Here is an 18,636-nt window from a genome sequence, read left to right as displayed (position 1 = left end):
CATAGGCCCAGAAGAGTAAAGCAAACTTTGTTTTCTTCGATTGGTGCAATTGCAGTCGTCGCGCTTATTTTGCCGCTTTCTGCTTGTGGTAGTGTTAACGGGAATCGTGCAGGACATCGCGATGGTCGCATTAATGTAGTTACAACTACAGGCGTTTTGCGTGATATGGTGGCGAATGTAGCAGGGGATGCTGCAAATGTGAGTTCAATCGTACCTGATAATGCAGATCCGCACTCTTACGAGCCACGATTGCGTTCAATTCGAGACGTTGTGTATGCGGATGTGGCTTTTAGTAATTACATGATGCTTGAGGAGCATGGTGTTATTACTGCTTTAGACGCAAATTTGCGAAAAGGCGTGCCAAATGTGCAACTTGCTGAAGAAAGCGTGAAACATGCGGCGGATATTATTCCAATGGTCGAAGATGTGTCGTTGGACACTATTTGGCTTGGTCTTGCTACAGAACGCCAAACTTCGCAGACGGTTGAGGAAGCTAAAGATGCTAAAGAGCAACAAAAATCTCAAGAGAAACCTGATAAGTCGCAGTCTTCTCAGGTTTCTCAATCTTCGCAATCAAACGCGCCTTCCACTGTAACGAAAGAAGGACGCGCTACTGTAATAAAGCCAAAAGCATACAACATGAAGCGTTCGGACAGGATCCGCTTAACTGCAACTAAAGTAACTGGTCCTGGTTCGCTTTTCGCTTACCTTACTGGCACTTTTGGAAGTGTAGAAACTTACGTTAATTCAGCAAACGGAATTAACGATGAAGATCATGTAGATTTGCCTGCGGACGCGCACACGCATTTAAGTTGGGCTTTTAGTAAGCCAGGAGAATACACTCTCGACTTTCATGCAGATATGCTCAATGCTCAAAACGAAAGAGTTGCAAGTTTAGGAAACGCAACTATGCGTTTTGCTGTCGGCATTAACGCGCAGAAATTAGCGAAAAAGCGTGGAGCTAGCGTAGTTTTGAATCAAGGCCATGCAGATTTGGCTTACGATTTAGCTAAACGCGGATTTTTGTACAGAGTTGACACTTTGCAAGAAAAGCGGTCGGTTGCGCCAAAGCGCGTGTATTATGAGCCGCGAGATGTAGTAGTAGAAGTGCCGACTAATGCTTTAAAAGAAATTCCAGCTGAACAAGGCTATAGATTCCTTGGATTTGCGCGGCAGAAAATCTATCAACTTCCACAAGCTGTTCTTGGAAAACATGTTCACGGAGATATTGATCCGCATTTATGGCAGTCAGTGAAAAACGGAATTGCTTATGTGCGCACAATAGCTGACCGCTTGTGCGAAGTCGACCCTAAAAATGCTCGCAAATATCGCGCAAATGCGGACCGATACATTAACAAGCTGTTAGATGTAGACGCGTATATGAGGCAGAAAGTGGCGTCAATTCCAAAAGAGCGTCGCAACTTGGTTACAACGCATGACGCTTTTGCATACTTAGGTAAAGCTTATGGCGTAAATATCGCAGGATTTGTAACAATCAACCCTTCAAGTGAGCCGAGCGTGCAAGATAGGCGCAGACTTTCGCAAATTTTGCGCGACTTGGAAATCCCTGCAGTGTTTTTAGAGCCGAATTTAATTTCTCGCTCGTCTGTGCTTAAAGAGCTTGCGTCTGAAGCGCATGTGAAAGTTTGCCCAATTTATGGTGACGCTTTCGACGTGAATGTGCGAACTTACGCGGATATGATGCGAGCTAACGCGAATTCTTTAGCGAAATGTTTGAAGTGAAAGTGTTAAAGGTAGTAAATATGGAAGAAAATGCAGTAATTTGCGCACACAATTTGAATATTTCGTACGGGAATCGCGCTGTAGTAAAAGACGTTTCTTTTACCATTAATAGTGGCGAATTCGTGGGATTACTTGGCGCAAACGGTGCTGGTAAAACGACGCTATTTCGTGCAATTATGGGTTTGATTCCACATACTGGAAAACTCGAAGTGCGTGCTCCTCATATGGAAGGTGCAAAACTTAATTCTCGCGTATCTTACGTTGGGTATGTGCCTCAACGTCACGATATTGCGTGGGATTTCCCACTTTCTGTTTTAGATGTAGTGATGATGGGTAGGATTCGTCATATTGGTTACGTTCGTCGCGCTAAAAAAGAAGATTACGAGATCGCATTAAACTCGCTTGAACGCACAGGAATGGCTGATTTCCAAGATCGCACGATTGGTGAACTTTCTGGAGGTCAGCGGCAACGCGTTCTTGTTGCGCGAGCATTGGCTGGAGAGCCGCGTTTACTTTTGCTAGACGAACCGTTTACTGGACTTGATATGCCTACTCAGGAGCTGCTTACCGATTTGTTCTTAAAATTGTCTGCTTCTGGTGAAGCAATTCTCATGAGCTCGCACGATATTATTGGTTCAATTAACTCATGCTCGAGAATAATGCTATTTGATGGCACTATTGTGGGTGACGATGAGCCGCAACATTTGCAAACAAAACAGTGGGTACGAACCTTCCACGTAGCTCCGCAAAATCCGCTTATTAAAGCAGTTGAGCGCGTAATTGGTAAGGAAAGTGTGGTGAAAGAGTAATGTTATCTCCAATAGAATTTATACAAGATTTAACAAATCCAGACCTTTGGTTTTTGCTAAAAGCGCTTATTGTAGCGTGCCTTTCTAGCGTAATTTGCGGTGTAGTTGGATGCTACGTAGTACTTAGAGGAATGGCGTTTATTGGAGATGCTGTAGCTCACTCAGTATTCCCAGGACTTGCTATAGCCTTCGTATTGCAAGGAAATCTGCTATTTGGAGGAGCGCTCGCAGGAGTTGCAACCGCGCTAATCGTATCTATTTTTAGCCAAAATCGCAGGCTTCGCGAAGACTCATTTATTGGCGTATTTTTCGTATCTGCTTTTGCTCTTGGAATTGTGATTATTTCTAAAGCATCTGGCTACGCCGGCTCTTTGGAATCCTTCTTGTTTGGCTCGATTACAGGTATTCCTGATTCAGATATTGCTGTTGTTGCTTTTACTGGTTTGATTATTTTGGCTATATTATGCATGTTCCACAAAGAGCTTGTGTGCGTATCGATGGATCGAGAAACTTCGCGCGCAATGGGATTGCCAGTTGCATGGTTAGATGGAATGTTGTACGTGTTAGTGGCTATCGCTGTAGTTGTTTCCGTGCAAATTATTGGAAACGTGCTTGTGCTTGCTCTGCTTGTGACTCCTGCTGCAACTGCGCGACTGCTTACGGATAGGCTGCCAAGAATGATGATTTTAGCTCCTGTTATTGGGTGCGTTTCTTCGATTGTTGGAATGTATATTTCGTGGAGCTTTGATACAGCAACAGGCGGAACAATTGTGCTCGTAGCAACCGCTTTATTCGTGCTCGCTTGGGCGTGCTCTCCTAAACATGGGTTGATTGCAAAAGTGGGTCGTAGCGTAGGTTTATAGCGTGCGGCACAATAGACGTATGGTATCAAAAGGAAAACCTTCGCCAAGAAGTGCAGTAAAACCACTCAGTGATGAGCAAGTAAAGCTTTTAGCAAGTAAACACAATTTAGTTGATCCAACGTATTACTATCCAACAGGAAAACGTAAGCCAAACCAGGCAGAAATTGACGCGCAAAATCCTAAAGCCGCAGAAAGGTTGCTCGAAGGAACGTCGCGCGTATTGCGTTCGCGTTGCAAAGTAAAGGCGTGGGGATTAGAAAACGTGCCAGAAGAAGGCGTGTTTATTACCGCTTGCACACACGTGACGATGTTTGATGTTTTCATACCTATGACTGCACTATTCCACCAAGGTCGTCGTCCGCGCTACATGGCAAAAGCGGAACTCGCTCACTGGCCAATCTTAGGCAAATGGTTCCAGCTTGTAGGCATGCAGCCGGTTCCTCGCAGAAGCGGAAAAGCGCGAGAAATAGAAGAAGAATCTATTAAAATCCTCACCAATGGCAGACCTTTAAGTGTATGGCCTGAAGGAACAGTTACGCGCGATCCTAAAAAATGGCCTATGAGCATGAAGCCCGGAATTGGTATAATTGCTCTCGAAGCATCGCGCAGACTCGGACATCAGATTCCGCTATTTTGCGCGGTTACATGGGGCGCGGCAAGCATTAACCACTGGTGGCCATGGCCAAAGAAAAATGTTGTAATGTGCTACGATACTCAACTTGATTATGCTGACTTGCTAAAGGGGAGTGAAAATTGGGGAGAGCTACCTCCTCTTGAATCTGCTGAAGAGTTGGCTCGTCGCGTGCGTGTGCGTATGACGCAGATTATGGAAGAAATTCGTGGAGAAAAATCTCCTGCAGGATACTTTGATTACAGGCAGATGAAACGCGTTACGGAAGAATAAAAAATATACAGAAGAATAAAATAAAGTATCTTTTAAAAATCCCGTAAAGCGGCATGTGTAGAATTATGTAATAGTGTGATTACAAATAAATAGCTATACAGTAGCTTATAAAACTCACAACCGAAAGGCAGGACGTAAAACATGAACATTACGGTGTTGGGTGCTGGTGCTTGGGGAACTGCGTTTGGACAAGTACTTGCGGATGCAGGAAATCAAGTGACAATGTGGGCAATAGAGCCAGAAATTGTTGAAGGAATTCGCGATCATCATCATAATGGCGTGCGTCTGCCTAGCGTAGAAAAACTTCCAGAAAACATGACTGCAACTGGGGACCGAGCAGAGGCTGTTGCAAATGCGGATATTGTAGTCGTGGCGATTGCGGCACAGTTTGCTCGCGTTGCGTTGGAAGGTTTTGTGGGTTTGATTCCACAAAATGCGATCGTTGTTTCGCTGATGAAAGGCATTGAGCGCACAACCGGCAAACGTATGGATGAAGTTGTGTGCGAAGCTTTGAACTTACCGCGTAACCGTTTTGCTGCACTTTCCGGACCAAACTTGAGCAAGGAAGTTGCATCTCGCCACCCGGCTGCAGCAGTAGTTGCTTGCGCAGAAAAATCTCAGGCAGAAGTAGTTGCAAAAGCATGCTCAAACAGCTACTTTAAAGCATTTGTGTCAACAGACGTAATCGGCGTAGAAATGTGTGGCTCGCTTAAAAACGTGGTTGCGCTCGCAGTTGGTATGGCTCGAGGTGCAGGATATGGCGAAAACACGGCGGCTATGATTGAAACGCGCGGTTTGGCAGAATTGACGGCATTGGGCGTAGCAGAAGGCGCGGATTCGCGCACTTTTGCAGGTCTTGCTGGCTTTGGTGATTTAGTTGCAACTTGTGGATCTCCTCTAAGCCGCAACTATACTTTCGGTGCAAATCTTGGAAAAGGCATGAGCGTTGAAGAAGCAACTGCCGTGAGCAATGGTGTTGCAGAAGGCGTGCCAACCACAAGCGCAGTAGTTGCAATGGGCAAGCGTTTGGGTGTTGCAACTCCGCTTGCAAGTGCAATGGCTCGCGTGCTTGAAGAAGGAATTTCCTGCCAAGAAATGCTCGCAATGCTTTTCGACGACGACGTTTGCGAAGAGTAAGTAGCGTTTGCGAAAATAATCAAAACTAGTCCAAAATAATTAGAATAATTCAAAATATATAAAGGAAAAAAATGACGAAAAAGCGTGTAGTGTTCTTGTATGGCGGTAAGGCAGACGAACATTCGATTTCTTGCATATCTGCTGCTGGAGTGCTCAGTGCTGTAGACGAAAATCGTTTTGACATTGTGCGGATCGCAATCACAAAACAAGGCGAATGGATTGTTGGCGGCGAAGATCCGCGAAACTTCCGTATGGAAGAAGGAGAGCTTCCGGTAATAACAAAAACTGCTGGAACGCGCGATGTTGTGCTAGACCCTGCCAAAGGCGCAGACGGATTTTTAGCCCGCGAAAATGACGGTACACTTACAAGTTTGGGTCATATTGACGCTGTTTTCCCAGTTCTTCACGGTCCGAACGGTGAAGATGGCACTTTGCAAGGCTTGCTAGAAATGATGCAAGTTCCATACGTTGGTTGTGGAGTATTGGCTTCGGCTGCGTGCATGGATAAATACTATGCAAAGCAACTGTTTAAAGCTGCCGGAATTAATGTTGCTCCTGGAATTGCACTTGATGCGCGCAAGTTTGCAAGCGACGCGGAAAATCGCTTTGATGCATACGCAGAAGAAATTCTTACTCAAGTTGAAGCAGCAAAACTCGAGTATCCGCTTTTTGTAAAGCCAAGCCGCGCAGGTTCCAGTTTTGGAGTTACAAAAGTTGAATCGCGCGATGCTAAAGCCTTAGCAGAAGCTATTTTTGAGGCTTCAGAGCACGATTGGCGAGTGTTGGTAGAGCAGGGAATTGATGCACGAGAAATTGAGTGCGCGGTTCTTGCAGCTCGCGACGGCGAAGAACCGAAAGCAAGCTGGCCTGGAGAAGTTGTGCTAGACAAGCGCGAGGCTGGTGAAGACCAGTTCTACGATTTTGACAGCAAATACATGGATTCCGCAGCTTCGCACGTTGAAGTTCCAGCAAACTTGCCAGCGGAAACTTTAGAGCGCGTTCGCAAAACGGCGCTTGCAGCGTTCAAAGCGGCAGATGGGCGGGGACTAAGTCGCGTGGATTCTTTCGTAACTAAAGATGGCCGCGTAATTCTTAACGAGATCAACACAATGCCTGGATTTACGCCAATTTCCATGTATCCAAAAGCCTGGGAAGCAACCGGAATAAGCTATAGCGATTTAATCACAAAGCTTATTGAAGGCGTTCTGAAATAATTTAATCAACTGTAAAACAGCAACAAAAGCAGAAACAAAAACAGCAACAAAAGCAGAAACAAAAAGGAATAAGTATGCAAGATTTGCAAAAATTCATGGCGCGACGACACTTATTTGCTAGCGCGCAAAACGTCAAGGAACTATCGGCATGTCTTTATGTGTATTCCTCGTAGTTTGGATTGCTGTTTCGTATATTCTTGGAGTTCTTTATTCACAGTTTGTGCCTAAGAGCATGCTAAGCGACTCTCTTAACACATTACTTGTGTCGGATATTTCGCAGTATTTAGTCGCTCTACCAATCGCAATGCTTATTATGCGCACTGTTCCTGCTGCAAAAACTCGACAATTCTCTATGAAATTTAGCCAATTTGGCGGCTTCTTTGCTGTGTGCATACCGATTATGTACATTGGTAATATAGTTGGCATTTTCCTAGCAACAGTTCTTAGCGGCGGAAAAGCAGAAAATCGCGTCTCAGACACTATTGCAGCGGGAAATATGTGGGAAACCTTCATATTTGTGGTAATTCTTGCGCCAATTGTGGAAGAATGGCTTTTTAGAAAACAGTTGCTTTCTCGTTTGCGCGTGTATGGAGAAAAGCGAGCTATTGTATTTTCCGCACTTGCTTTCGCGCTTTTCCACATGAACGTGTTCCAATTCTTCTACGCATTTGGACTTGGACTTGTTTTTGGCTACATTTATATTCGCACGTCCAAGTTGAGCTACAGCATATTCCTTCATATGATTGTGAATTTCCAAGGAAGCATAATTGCCCTGTGGCTGGAAAAGCAGCTGGTTGATGCAAGCGGAAATATGGTTGACGTAGAAAAGATGTCGCGTCAGGAATTAGCTAGCCTACCAACCGGTTTTATTCTAGCTGGAATTTATGGGATGTTTATGATTGCCATGCTTATAGTAGGCGTGGTTTTGCTGGTTCGTCGCCGCAAGTATCTCGTATTCTTCGATGCTCCGCAAGAACTTCCAAATAAAGTTGGAAACAAAGCATTGTACGGAACTGTTGGAGTAATAGCGTTTTTGATTATTTCAATACTTCTTAATTTGCTAATGTTATTTGCGTAAAAGCGAATAAAAAATAATCGCATAAAAATAAAATATAAAATAAATCAACGAAGGAGGCGAAAGTTATGCAAAGCAATCAATCGACTAAAACTATTCGCGTAGGTCTACTTGGGGCTGGAACTGTTGGGTCTCAAACAGCGCGACTAATAGTTGAACAGTTCAATGAGCTTAAGAAGCGAACTGGTGCTGAGATTGAGCTCGCAGCAGTTGCGTGCTTACGCCCAGCGGAAGTTAATGTGCCTTGGATTAAGCGCGATTTGCTAACTACAGACACCGCCTCTTTATGTACTCGCGAAGACATTGATGTTATAGTCGAGCTTATTGGCGGACTTGAGCCGGCACATACCTTTGTAAAAAGCGCGCTGAGCCACGGAAAATCCGTTGTAACAGCTAACAAAGCACTTCTTGCAAAGTTCGGTCCGGAATTATACGAGTGTGCAGAAAGTCACGGAGTTGACTTGTACTTTGAAGCGTCTGTTGCAGGAGCGATTCCTATTCTTCGTCCGCTTCGAGAGTCTCTTATTGGTGACGAAATTACGCAAATTTTTGGCATAGCAAACGGCACTACAAACTATATTCTTGACGAAATGACAGTGCGAGGACTTGATTTTGATTCGGCTTTGCGCGCAGCTCAAGAAAAAGGCTACGCGGAAGCGGATCCAACCGGAGATGTTGAAGGATTCGACGCTGCAAATAAGGCTGCTATTCTTGCAACTCTTGCATTCCAAATGCCGGTAAGTATTGACGATGTTTCCGTTGAGGGAATTAGCGCGATTACGGCTGAAGATATTGCGGCAGCGAGCGCGGAAAAGCGCGTGATTAAGCTTCTTGCGGCAGTTGAGAGGCACTGCGACGACGATGGCGACGGCGAGCCAAACTCGTATGGAGGAGTAAGCGTTAGTGTGTATCCTGCGCTTGTTGGTGCGGAACATCCTTTGGCATCGGTTCACGGCAGTTTTAACGCTGTATTTGTTAAGGCTCAAGCTGCAGACGACTTAATGTTCTACGGACGCGGTGCCGGCGGCGCTCCAACAGCAAGCGCTGTTGTTGGAGATGTTGTTAGTGCGGCTCGAAATCTTGTGCGCGGATGCTCCGGTTTTGGCGTGCCAATGTACAACAAGTATGTGCCAGCTTCTAGTGAGCAGACTAGGGCAGATTTTGTGATTCGTTGCAATATGGAAGATACTTCTTTGGCTTTGCGCGGCGAAGTTATGGATGTTTTTGCAGGTCATGGTGTTGCGGCTGAGCGTTTGGCTTCGGCGTGCCAAGCTAAGTATGCGCAAACTGAAGCTGATTCGGATTGCCCACAGTGCGGTCTTGGTGGACCTGGCAGTGTGCGCGTGCTTGTGCGCGAATGTTCGGAAGCTGCAGTTCAAGCTATTTGTGAGGATTTGCAGAAGTTGGATGTTGTGTGTGGAAAGCCGCTAGTTTTGCGCGTTATAAAGTAGAGAAGCTGCAGGTGATCGTATGAAGCCAGTGTGTAACAGTGTTTCCGTGCGCGTGCCAGCGACTAGCGCAAATCTTGGTTCTGGTTTTGATACAGCCGGTATTGCGCTTGATTATGCGGATTCTTTAGTTTTTACTCTGGATGATAATCATTCTAAAAATTCGCTTGATTCGCTCGATTATGCTGGAAACGTGCGCGTAATTATTCACGGCGAAGGCGAGGATACGCTTCCAAAAGATGAAACGCATCTAGTTGTAGCGACTTTTCGCAAAGCTTGTAAAATATTTGGTCTGCCAAACTTGCGATTTACGTTAGAAGCGCATAATCGGATTCCGCAAGCGCGCGGTATGGGCTCTTCTGCAGAAGCGATTGTTGCTGCAGTTGCTGCTGCTTGGGCTTTTGCGCACGAAGGTGATCTTAACCGCGAAGCAATTTTCGAAATCGCGGCCGCAATTGAAGGTCATCCAGACAATGTTGCTCCTGCAGTTTTTGGCGGTTTGACGATGAGCTGGAAGCTTGATGCTGGGGAAGGCAAAGGCTCTGTGCGCGTGGCTGGAGATTGCGAAGCTCCGCTTTCTACCGGTTTTCATACTGTACGATACAAAGTTTCGCAAGATATTTCCGTGTCTGTATTCGTTCCTGATTTCGAGCTTTCTACAGAGCTTGCTAGGCGCGCGCTTCCAGCAAAAGTGCCGTATGGTGACGCAATATTTAACGTGTCGCGAGTTGCAATGCTACCGGTTGCTTTTGGTGAGTTAAATAGCGATTCTGAAAATGAATTAGGCACAGTAAAATCTGATATTTCGAGAAATGCGTTACTTTTTGCAGCAACTCAAGATGCTCTTCATCAACCGTATCGTGCAAATCTTATGAAAGATTCATGGAAGCTAGTGGAAACGTTGCGCGAGCATGGTTTTGCTGCAGCGATTTCGGGAGCAGGATCGTGCGTTGCTGTATTTTATGCAGGAGACGCTGAGTGCAACAAGAGTGCAGCTCAAAAAATCGACTCAATTGCTGAGCCGTGGCTTTCGCGGGCTGGCTGGCGTGTTTTGCATGTGCAGGTTGATTCTATTGGCGTTGCAATAACTCGCGAATAACCTATGTGAAGTTGTAAAAGGGAAGGGTAAGGTATGACAGTTTCGTTGATTTTGGCCTCGCAGTCTCCTTCGCGTAGAGCGGTTTTGGCGGCAGCTGGCGTGATTCCGGTAATTCACGTAAGCGAAGTGGATGAGCCGGCGGCTTTGCGTGATGCCGCTAGTGAGCGAGGTACGAGCGTTGAGCAGTTGAACGTTGAGCAGCGAGTTTCTATTTTGGCTCGCGCAAAAGCTCAAGCTGTGTACCATGCGTGGAAGTGTGTGGCGGATGCGGCTGCTTCGGCTAGTGGCGATTTAGTTGTGGGGTATCCGCTGGAAGCTGAACCTGCGGGATCTGAATCTTCTGAATCTGCTGATAATGCTTTAGCAAGCGATTCGCAATCAGACGTAACGCATAACGTAGATACGGCGCAAACTCGCGATTTTTCAGGCGTTACTGTTCCTACAAAAACTTTCGATATTCACGATTTTGCATATACAAATAAATCTTCTCATGATTGTAGCGGTGTGCTGATTGTTGGCTGCGATTCCATGTTCTTACTCGATGGTGAGTGCTACGGAAAGCCGCATACTCCTGAAGTGGCATTTGAGAGAATCAAGCAGATGAGCGGAAAAACAGGACAATTGTGGACTGGTCACTGCTTAATCGACGCAAAAACCGGCAAAACTATTTGCAAAACAAGTCATGCAAGCGTAACTTTTGCGCAAATGAATGACGCGGAAATTCGCGCGTATGTAGCAACTGGTGAGCCTCTGGAAGTGGCAGGATCCTTTACGCTAGAAGGTTTTGGCGGAGCTTTTATTGAAAGCATTAATGGAGATCCTCACGGTGTTCTTGGAATCAGCTTGCCGCTGCTGAGACAAATGGTTTCGGAGCTTGGATACGCTTGGCCGGATTTGTGGAATAAGGAAAGCTTGGAAGAAACTGGCGAAAAGAATGATCCGACTTTCACGGAAGTGCCTAAAGAAAATGTGCATCAGCCGGGAGATGGCTGGGTGCATTGCGATTGTGGCCGCAGACATTGGGGTCATAACGGAGCTGCTGGAGTGCTGCTTGCTAGGCGAGATGCTGAAACTGGTCGCGTGACGCACGTTGTGATGCAACATCGTGCTCTTTGGAGCGCTGAAGGTGGCACTTGGGGCATCCCTGGTGGCGCAATTTCCGACGGAGAAAGCGCGATTGAGGGCGCGCTGCGTGAGTCTTTCGAGGAAGCAAATATCACTTCGGGAGATATTGAAGTTGTTGGAGCTTACCGCGAAGATCATGGAAATTGGTGTTATACAACGGTTTTTGCGTTTGAAAAGCTGGGGCATAGTGTGAATCCTTGCGCGCACGACGACGAGAGTATGGAAATTAAGTGGGTGCCGATTGACGACGTGCCTAAGCTGAAGCTGCTTACGGCAATGCGCACGGATTGGCCGTCATTCCGCGCTCGTCTCGATTCTCTTGCCTCGATTCGCTAGTTGAGCAAAGGTAGTTGCGCAAAGTTAGCTTCAATTTGGAAGTAGACTTCCAAGTATGAGTTAGTTTTGCGGAATTTGGAAGTAGACTTCCAACTTTTGCCATTTTGCACTAAACTTGGAAGTAGACTTCCAACTTGCGAAATTTTATTTAGAGTATTGTTTTGGGAATTAACTTTTTTATTTTATCTACGTGTTTGCGTTGCTTTTAATCTATGAAATCTTATAAAATACTACTTATGCGCTGATGCATGCTAGTTTTCTGCTAGTTGTTAGATGTTTTGTGGCTTGTGCTTGATTTTGTAATTTTGCTTGTGATTCATGGGTTTTGTGTCAAGCGCATAGAAATAAAGTAAACAAATCAAATAAAGCAACTAATTGCGTAAATTTGCGTAAATATTAGGGGGCAATTATGTCTAATGCATCAAATATTAAAAAAGATATTATTACGGCAAAAGGCTTTACAATTCAGGTTTATACGGAAGATTTTAGGAATGATTACGTTAGTTTAACCGATATTGCGAGATATAAAAACAAAGAAGAGCCTAAAGATGTTGTTAAAAACTGGCTGAGAGTAAAGAATACTATTGAATTCTTGGGATTGTGGGAGAGTATTAACAATCCGAATTTTAAAGGGGTCGAATTCGATTCCTTTAAGAATGAGGCTGGTTCTAATGCTTTTACTTTATCTCCTAAAAGATGGGTAGAATCAACAAATGCTATTGGCATAGTTTCCAAATCTGGTAAGAATGGCGGAACTTACGCTCATAAAGATATAGCATTTAAGTTTGCGGCTTGGATCTCAGCAGAATTTGAACTATATATTATCAAAGATTATCAAAGACTTAAATCTGATGAGGGTTCCAGGCTTTCGTTGAATTGGAATTTGAACCGTGAGATTTCGAAGATTAATTACAAGATTCATACGGATGCTATTAAAGAATATTTGTTGAAGGATTTGACTTCTGAGCAGTTGATGTATAAGTATGCAAATGAAGCAGATTTGTTAAATGTTGCATTGTTTAATAAGACTGCTAAGCAATGGAGAGACGCAAATCCTAAGTCAAAAGGAAACATTCGAGACGAGGCGAGTATTAATGAACTTCTGGTATTGGCGAATATGGAAAGCTATAACGCTGTTTTGATCTCTAAGGGTTTGCCACAGGCTGATCGAATGGCGGAACTTAGAAATTTGGCGCGAACGCAGATTTTATCTCTTGAGAATTTGAATAATCCTGGAATAAAGAGTTTGGATTCCGTGCTAAAAAATTGAGTCTAATCACTTTTTAATTCTGCACTTAATGCTGATATTTACCTCGTCTTCTGGTACGTGTGCAGTACAGTTTCCGCGCGTGTCTTGATTCTCTTGCCTCGACTCGTTAGCTGTGCAAAGGTAGTTGCGCAAAGTTAGCTTCAATTTGGAAGTAGACTTCCAAGTATGAGTTAGTTTTGCGGAATCTGAGAGCAGACTTCCAACTTTTGCCAATTTGCATTAGGCTTTTTGCATGCTTTTATTAGTTCGATTAGCCATATTTTGATAATCTCTGGCACAATGTGATAATATTTCGTATACGAAAGTATTGAGAGTTGGGAGATAATATTTATGAAGGTTTTAGTGCATCCTAGAGTTATTCGAAAACGACCTTGGTTCAGCGAAACTGAAGTAATAAATATGTGGAACTCATCTTGTAGAGAGCTTCCCAGGCAAGGTGAATATGAGCCTAGTCAGATGCTTTCACTTGCTTGGGATTCTCGCGGAGTTATTACGGAACTTATTGCATATAAGGGCGAAGATGGGGAATGGATTATTTTTCATGTAGTGCCTGCAACTAAAAAGTTTCTTGCTGAAATGGGATTTAGTCAAGAAGAAATTAGACAAATTTTTGGTAGAAGATAGGTAGGAGTGATTATGGCTAATTTTCGTGGTGAAGGTGGCGTTGATGTCACTGATGAAATGCTTGATAAATGGGAAAGTGATGCTGAAAAAGGCAAATATCACGGTAAAGCTGGTAATTTGCGTATTAAAAAGCCGCTCGGCAGACCGCCTCTTTACAAAGAAGCTATGTTGCCTATAACTTTTCGTATATCTGCTGAAGATGCTGATGCTCTAAAAGCTTCTGCGGATAAGCAGGGTGTGAAGATTGGGGATGTTGTGCGCGAAGCATGCAAACTGCTTCTTGCTCAAAAAGCAAGATGATTACAAAGTGTTGTGATTGCAAAGTTCTACGATTGCGCGCGGATTAATCACCCCAAAATAGCGGCGATTACTGCTATGCAAATTGGGCTAGTGACAGTAGAAAACAGTATGCCGTCGCGCGCAAAACTTAAGCCGACGTTGTAGCGCGCAGCATAATTGTAAACGTTTTGACCGGTTGGAAGTGCCGCCAGCACAACGCACGCATACAAAGTCGCCCCGCGAAAACCCATAACAAAATAAGCTAGCAAAAATGCAATTGCAGGCATAATAAGATTTTTTAGCACAGCAACAGTGGCAATAGCAGCGCGATTGGAATCTTTTCGTAAAGGTTTGCTTCCGTAAAGCGACATTCCAAAAGCCATTAAAATCATTGGAACTGCAGAATCGCCAATCATCTTAATTGGATCGTAAAGAAAATTAGGAACAGGGAAGTAGCCAACTTTTGCGGAAATTGCAGAAATAATAATTCCACCAAGCGAACCAATTAAAAGTGGCTGTTTTAAAGGCTGCTGAGCGATGCGTTTAAGCGAACATTTTCCAGTAGTTGTAATGTCGAGAACCGTCAAACCAACAGGAGTAAATACAGCCTGTTGCATAACTAAAATCGGAGCAACAAGCGCAGGATTTCCCAAAATATAAGTCGCAACCGGCAAGCCAATATTGTTGGAATTTAAATAAAGAGAATTGAGAGCACCTACAGTGCAGTCGGCTGCAGGAAGGTGGAAGCAAAAGCGATTAAGCAGCACGAACGCAACTCCAACAATCATTGCAGAAAAGAATGCAACAAAAATCGAAGAGTGAAAAATCTCAAAAATAGGCTCTTTAGAAAGTATTGCAAACATTAAGCAAGGGCTGGAAACGAAAAAACTTACGCGATTTAGGACCATTTGAGCCTGTGAACCGCCAACGTGCATGCGAGCAGTAACGTAGCCTGCAGCAATAACAATGCCAATTACGCAAAAGCCTTGCATTGCGCTGATTAAGCCCATTTCTTGCCTCCAAAATTCGTTAATTGCACGCAAATTGCATGCGTGCGAACCTATGTTGTAACTATAGGAGAGATACGCAACTTTTATGTGCGTTATGGATGAGTTTGAAATTATTGGAATTTTTAGTAACTGCTAATTGGCTTAAAACAGCGATGCAAATTTTAATATTCAACGAGTCATATATTTGACTCGGCAATATGGCATACTAGAGAGCGGTGGCACTGCAAGCCGCCAGGCAATCGATGGCGTCGATCCCCTCGTGAGCGTTTTCCGAGGCTGGCGTCCGCTGTCGCGCAGCTAGACTTTGTAAAGAGCTTTGGGGTGGCTCGCGCACGTGCGTGCTCAACTTAAAGCCAGGGATGCGAGACGATGCAGCGTCTCGTGAGGAGCATAGTGCCCAGAATAATAAGAGAACGCTTCAATGAATTTGAAGCTGAAAATAGTAGAACTGTGTCTAAAACCGCTACTTCTGCGGAAATGTCCGGAATAATGCAATCTACAGATTTTGCGAAAAGTAATATAGCTGCCGGCGATACTTTGCAGCAAAGCTCTGGCGTTACGCGTCGCCGTCGCGGTCGACGAGTTACTCGTGGTGCCGGTGCGGCTGGAGAAGCAATGGAACTAAAAGTTGAGGATTCTAGTACGAAGGATTCTGAGCCGCATGTTGTTAAATCGCGCCCGATAACTTCGCTCCTATTCCAGGAGCCAGTTCTTCCTAAGGTAGTGAACAATCGTAGTGAAGAAAGCAGCAGTTCTCGTAATGACTTGCGTGACAACTCGCGTGATGTCTTGAATGATGATTTGCGTGATGATTTACGTGATATTTCTCGCGGAAGGCGCAACAGCCGCAACGGCCGCGATAGCCGTGATAGTCGCGATAGTCGCGATAGTCATGATAGCCGTGATAGTAGCGAACGCAAGTCACGTTCTGAAAGACGTGAGAATTCAAGCGAAATAAAGCGTGATAGTGGCAGAGGGAATAGTCGTGAAACATCGCGTGAAACAAGTCATTCTATGTATTCTCAAGATTCTGAGTACGCTAAGAATTTTCAGGATTCGCAAGATGATCGCGATGAAAAAACTCGCAAAAGCCAGCGTTCTCGCCGTTCTCGCAGATTGAATGCTGTTGAGCGACGTGCTGCAGCTGAAGTTGAGCAAATTGAAGAGGATCTTGCATACGACAATATTGTTTATGCTCCCATTGATACGCGCATCGATGAAACTCTTGATGTTAGCGATATTTTATCTGCGGAAAATACTTCAAATAGGCGTTCTAATCGTCGCAATATGTCGAATAACATTTCTAATGATGATGACGTTCGAAATGAAAATGGTGCAGTAGACAGCAGAGGCGGTAGCAATAGCAGAGATAACAGAGATAGCCGCAATAGCAGTGACGAAGGCGATAACAGAGGTATAAACGACGATTATAATGCAAATAATGGCAACGATGACGATGAAATAATGATTACGCGTCGCCGTCGTCGCCGTCGTAGCTCTCGCACTGATCGAAATGAAAGTCGCAACGAAAGTCGCGATTTTGACATCGATATTTCTAACGATCTTGACGATGACGCAAATTCTCGCACAAAACGCACGAGAATAGATGAAGTTTCTCAAGAAGATCGCGATTTAATTCCAGATCCAGAAGAACTTCGTGAGCAAGATGAGGAAGAAACTCTTTATACGCGTCGCCGTCGTCGCCGCCGTTCTAAATCCTCCGATGACGCAAATTCCGCGTCTTCTCAGGAAGAGTCATCCGACTACACTAATGCGAACGAAGACGACTTGACTTCTCGCCGCTCGCGCAAGCAGCAGTATATAGACGAAATTACGGATATTGAAGGCTCTACGCGACTTGAAGCAAAGCGCCAACGCCGTAGAGATAATAGGCGTGAGCGTAGCCGTCAAAACCTTCTTATGGAGCAAGATTTCCTTGCTCGTCGCGAAAATGTTGAACGATTAATGGTTGTTCGTGAGCGCGATCGCCACACGCAAATTTCTGTTATTGAAGACAATATTCTTGTAGAACATTATGTTTCTGATATTCAAGAAGTTGCTACTGTTGGAAATATTTATCTTGGGCGCATTCAAAACGTGCTTCCAAGCATGGAAGCGGCATTCGTAGATATTGGTCAAGCCAGGAATGGCGTGCTTTATGCAGGCGAAGTTAATTGGGATATGGCTCGTCTTGAAGGTCAGCCTCGTAGGATTGAGCTTGCGTTTAAGTCTGGTGATCCTGTGCTTGTGCAGGTTACTAAGGATCCAATTGGGCATAAGGGTGCTCGATTGACTTCGCAAGTAACTCTTGCAGGGCGTTTCTTAGTGCTTGTGCCATCTGGCGGCATGACCGGTGTGAGTCGCAAGCTTTCGGATCGAGAGCGCTCGCGTTTGCGTGCTATTGTGTCGAAGATTGCACCAAAAGATATGGGCGTTATTATTCGTACTGCTGCTGACGGCGCAAGCGAGGAGTCGATTGAAAAAGATTTAGATTCGCTTGTTAAGCAGTGGGAGCGCATTGAAGCTAAGCGCGAAGAATACTTGCATGGAAAGCGCCCTAAACTGTTACAGGGTGAGCCTGATGTGGCAATTCGTGTTGTGCGCGATATTTTCAACGATGACTTCCAAAAGCTTATTGTTGAAGGCGAGGGAGTGCGTCAGCGAATTGATGAATATCTTGAGATGATGGCTCCAGATTTGCGCAGCAAGGTTGAATATTGGGATCCTGCTGAGCATGAAGGCAAGGACGTTTTCGATAAGTGGCAGATTGATAGTCAGCTTCGTAAGGGTATGGAGCGTCAGGTTTATTTGCCGGCTGGTGGCTCTATTGTGATTGACCGTACGGAAGCAATGACTACGATCGATGTGAATACTGGACGATTTATTGGGCGTGGTAAGTCTTTGGAAGAAACGGTTACTCGTTGTAATTTGGAGGCTTCTGAAGAGATTGCGCGCCAGCTTCGTTTGCGCGATATTGGTGGCATGGTCATGATCGATTATGTCGATATGGTTATGCCAGCGAACCGCGATTTAGTTTTGCGTAGGCTTTTGGAATGCTTGGCTAGGGATCGCACGAAGCATCAAGTTGCTGAAGTTACGTCTCTTGGTCTTGTGCAAATGACGCGTAAACGCGTTGGTCAAGGCTTAGTTGAAGCGTTCTCTGAAGAGTGTCCAACGTGCAAGGGACGTGGGTTTATTTTGCACGATGAGCCTACTGTTTCTTCGGAATATGCAGATCCTTACGCGCTTAAGGGCGGAGATCCTTTTGTTAAAACAAACAAGTATGGTCACGGAAGCGCAACGGAACAGCCTGCGCCTGTTAAGCAGCAGGGTTCTAGTGCGGAAGTGAGAGCTAAGTTAGCGCGTATAGCTGCCGCGTCTGTAATTACTGACGCAGCTCATAAATCTGAAGAAGAAACGCAGTATAGCAATTTTTTGAATTCTGATGAAGAGTCTGTATCTTCTAAGGCGGATGAAACTAGCGAAGTTGCGGATGCTGGCGAAACCGCGAAAACTAGTGAAGTGGATAAAACTTCTGAAGAATTAGTTGAAAATAATTTAGAGGATACTACGCAAGAGATTGCTGAGTATACTGCGGAGCAACCTACGCAAGAAACTATGCAGGAAATTATGCAAGAAACTACAGAAAGTGATGATTGAGCCTCTGAATAGTGACTAAGTATATGCCTTGAGTACAATA

The 18,636-nt window shown here is 44.8% G+C and carries 14 protein-coding genes and 1 pseudogene; 14 read left to right on the top strand and 1 reads right to left on the bottom strand.

Annotated features, from left to right (window positions below; translation table 11 throughout):
• Positions 1 to 27 precede the first annotated feature (27 nt).
• The 13 genes and pseudogenes from HXT41_RS03800 to HXT41_RS03740 all read left to right on the top strand — a co-directional run bounded on the left by HXT41_RS03800 (position 28) and on the right by HXT41_RS03740 (position 13,947).
• Positions 28 to 1,743: an anchored repeat ABC transporter, substrate-binding protein gene (locus HXT41_RS03800; RefSeq protein WP_421779470.1), complete on the top strand. Its 1,716-nt coding sequence runs from the start codon at positions 28 to 30 to the stop codon at positions 1,741 to 1,743.
• A gap of 20 nt (positions 1,744 to 1,763) precedes the next feature.
• Positions 1,764 to 2,552, top strand: coding sequence for an anchored repeat-type ABC transporter ATP-binding subunit (locus tag HXT41_RS03795; RefSeq protein WP_162863108.1), 789 nt, complete (start codon positions 1,764 to 1,766; stop codon positions 2,550 to 2,552).
• Positions 2,552 to 3,415: an anchored repeat-type ABC transporter permease subunit gene (locus HXT41_RS03790; protein WP_102703271.1), complete on the top strand. Its 864-nt coding sequence runs from the start codon at positions 2,552 to 2,554 to the stop codon at positions 3,413 to 3,415. The genes HXT41_RS03795 and HXT41_RS03790 overlap by 1 nt, the downstream gene beginning before the upstream one ends.
• A 19-nt stretch (positions 3,416 to 3,434) precedes the next feature.
• Positions 3,435 to 4,319 (top strand): lysophospholipid acyltransferase family protein, encoded by an 885-nt coding sequence (locus HXT41_RS03785; RefSeq protein WP_116431517.1) that lies wholly within the window; start codon positions 3,435 to 3,437, stop codon positions 4,317 to 4,319.
• 141 nt (positions 4,320 to 4,460) lie between these two features.
• Positions 4,461 to 5,456 carry an NAD(P)H-dependent glycerol-3-phosphate dehydrogenase gene (locus tag HXT41_RS03780; RefSeq protein WP_116440650.1) on the top strand — a complete coding sequence of 332 codons (996 nt, stop codon included), beginning with the start codon at positions 4,461 to 4,463 and terminating at the stop codon, positions 5,454 to 5,456.
• Between the two features lie 71 nt (positions 5,457 to 5,527).
• The gene (locus HXT41_RS03775; protein WP_116773625.1) at positions 5,528 to 6,670 is read left to right on the top strand and encodes a D-alanine--D-alanine ligase family protein; all 1,143 of its coding nucleotides are present in this window, start codon (positions 5,528 to 5,530) and stop codon (positions 6,668 to 6,670) included.
• 74 nt (positions 6,671 to 6,744) lie between these two features.
• Positions 6,745 to 7,748, top strand: a pseudogene (locus tag HXT41_RS03770) (CPBP family intramembrane glutamic endopeptidase).
• A 65-nt stretch (positions 7,749 to 7,813) separates the two neighbouring features.
• A complete protein-coding gene (locus HXT41_RS03765; RefSeq protein WP_116994986.1) occupies positions 7,814 to 9,196 on the top strand; it encodes a homoserine dehydrogenase in 1,383 nt (460 codons plus the stop codon).
• A gap of 19 nt (positions 9,197 to 9,215) precedes the next feature.
• Positions 9,216 to 10,292 (top strand): homoserine kinase, encoded by a 1,077-nt coding sequence (gene thrB, locus HXT41_RS03760; RefSeq protein ID WP_064621517.1) that lies wholly within the window; start codon positions 9,216 to 9,218, stop codon positions 10,290 to 10,292.
• A gap of 33 nt (positions 10,293 to 10,325) precedes the next feature.
• Positions 10,326 to 11,753: a Maf family nucleotide pyrophosphatase gene (locus HXT41_RS03755; protein ID WP_421788563.1), complete on the top strand. Its 1,428-nt coding sequence runs from the start codon at positions 10,326 to 10,328 to the stop codon at positions 11,751 to 11,753.
• A 409-nt stretch (positions 11,754 to 12,162) separates the two neighbouring features.
• Positions 12,163 to 13,023: a KilA-N domain-containing protein gene (locus HXT41_RS03750; protein ID WP_102703264.1), complete on the top strand. Its 861-nt coding sequence runs from the start codon at positions 12,163 to 12,165 to the stop codon at positions 13,021 to 13,023.
• Between the two features lie 330 nt (positions 13,024 to 13,353).
• On the top strand, positions 13,354 to 13,647 hold the full coding sequence (locus HXT41_RS03745; protein ID WP_041160532.1) for a hypothetical protein: 294 nt from the start codon (positions 13,354 to 13,356) through the stop codon (positions 13,645 to 13,647).
• A gap of 12 nt (positions 13,648 to 13,659) precedes the next feature.
• Entirely contained in the window at positions 13,660 to 13,947 is a 288-nt protein-coding gene (locus HXT41_RS03740) for a hypothetical protein (protein ID WP_004109139.1), read from the top strand.
• A gap of 47 nt (positions 13,948 to 13,994) precedes the next feature.
• On the opposite strand, the gene HXT41_RS03735 is transcribed toward HXT41_RS03740, so the two are convergent.
• The gene (locus tag HXT41_RS03735; RefSeq protein WP_421788561.1) at positions 13,995 to 14,936 is read right to left on the bottom strand and encodes an AEC family transporter; all 942 of its coding nucleotides are present in this window, start codon (positions 14,934 to 14,936) and stop codon (positions 13,995 to 13,997) included.
• A 393-nt stretch (positions 14,937 to 15,329) separates the two neighbouring features.
• Here HXT41_RS03735 and HXT41_RS03730 point away from each other — a divergent pair, with 393 nt between their 5' ends.
• Positions 15,330 to 18,596, top strand: coding sequence for an Rne/Rng family ribonuclease (locus HXT41_RS03730; protein WP_116994984.1), 3,267 nt, complete (start codon positions 15,330 to 15,332; stop codon positions 18,594 to 18,596).
• Positions 18,597 to 18,636: the final 40 nt, after the last annotated feature.

The sequence above is a fragment of the Gardnerella sp. DNF01189 genome, from assembly GCF_049244195.1.
GTDB lineage: Bacteria > Actinomycetota > Actinomycetes > Actinomycetales > Bifidobacteriaceae > Bifidobacterium > Bifidobacterium swidsinskii.
Note: the sequence above shows the minus strand (reverse complement) of the source record. Positions and strands in the feature narration are given on the sequence as shown.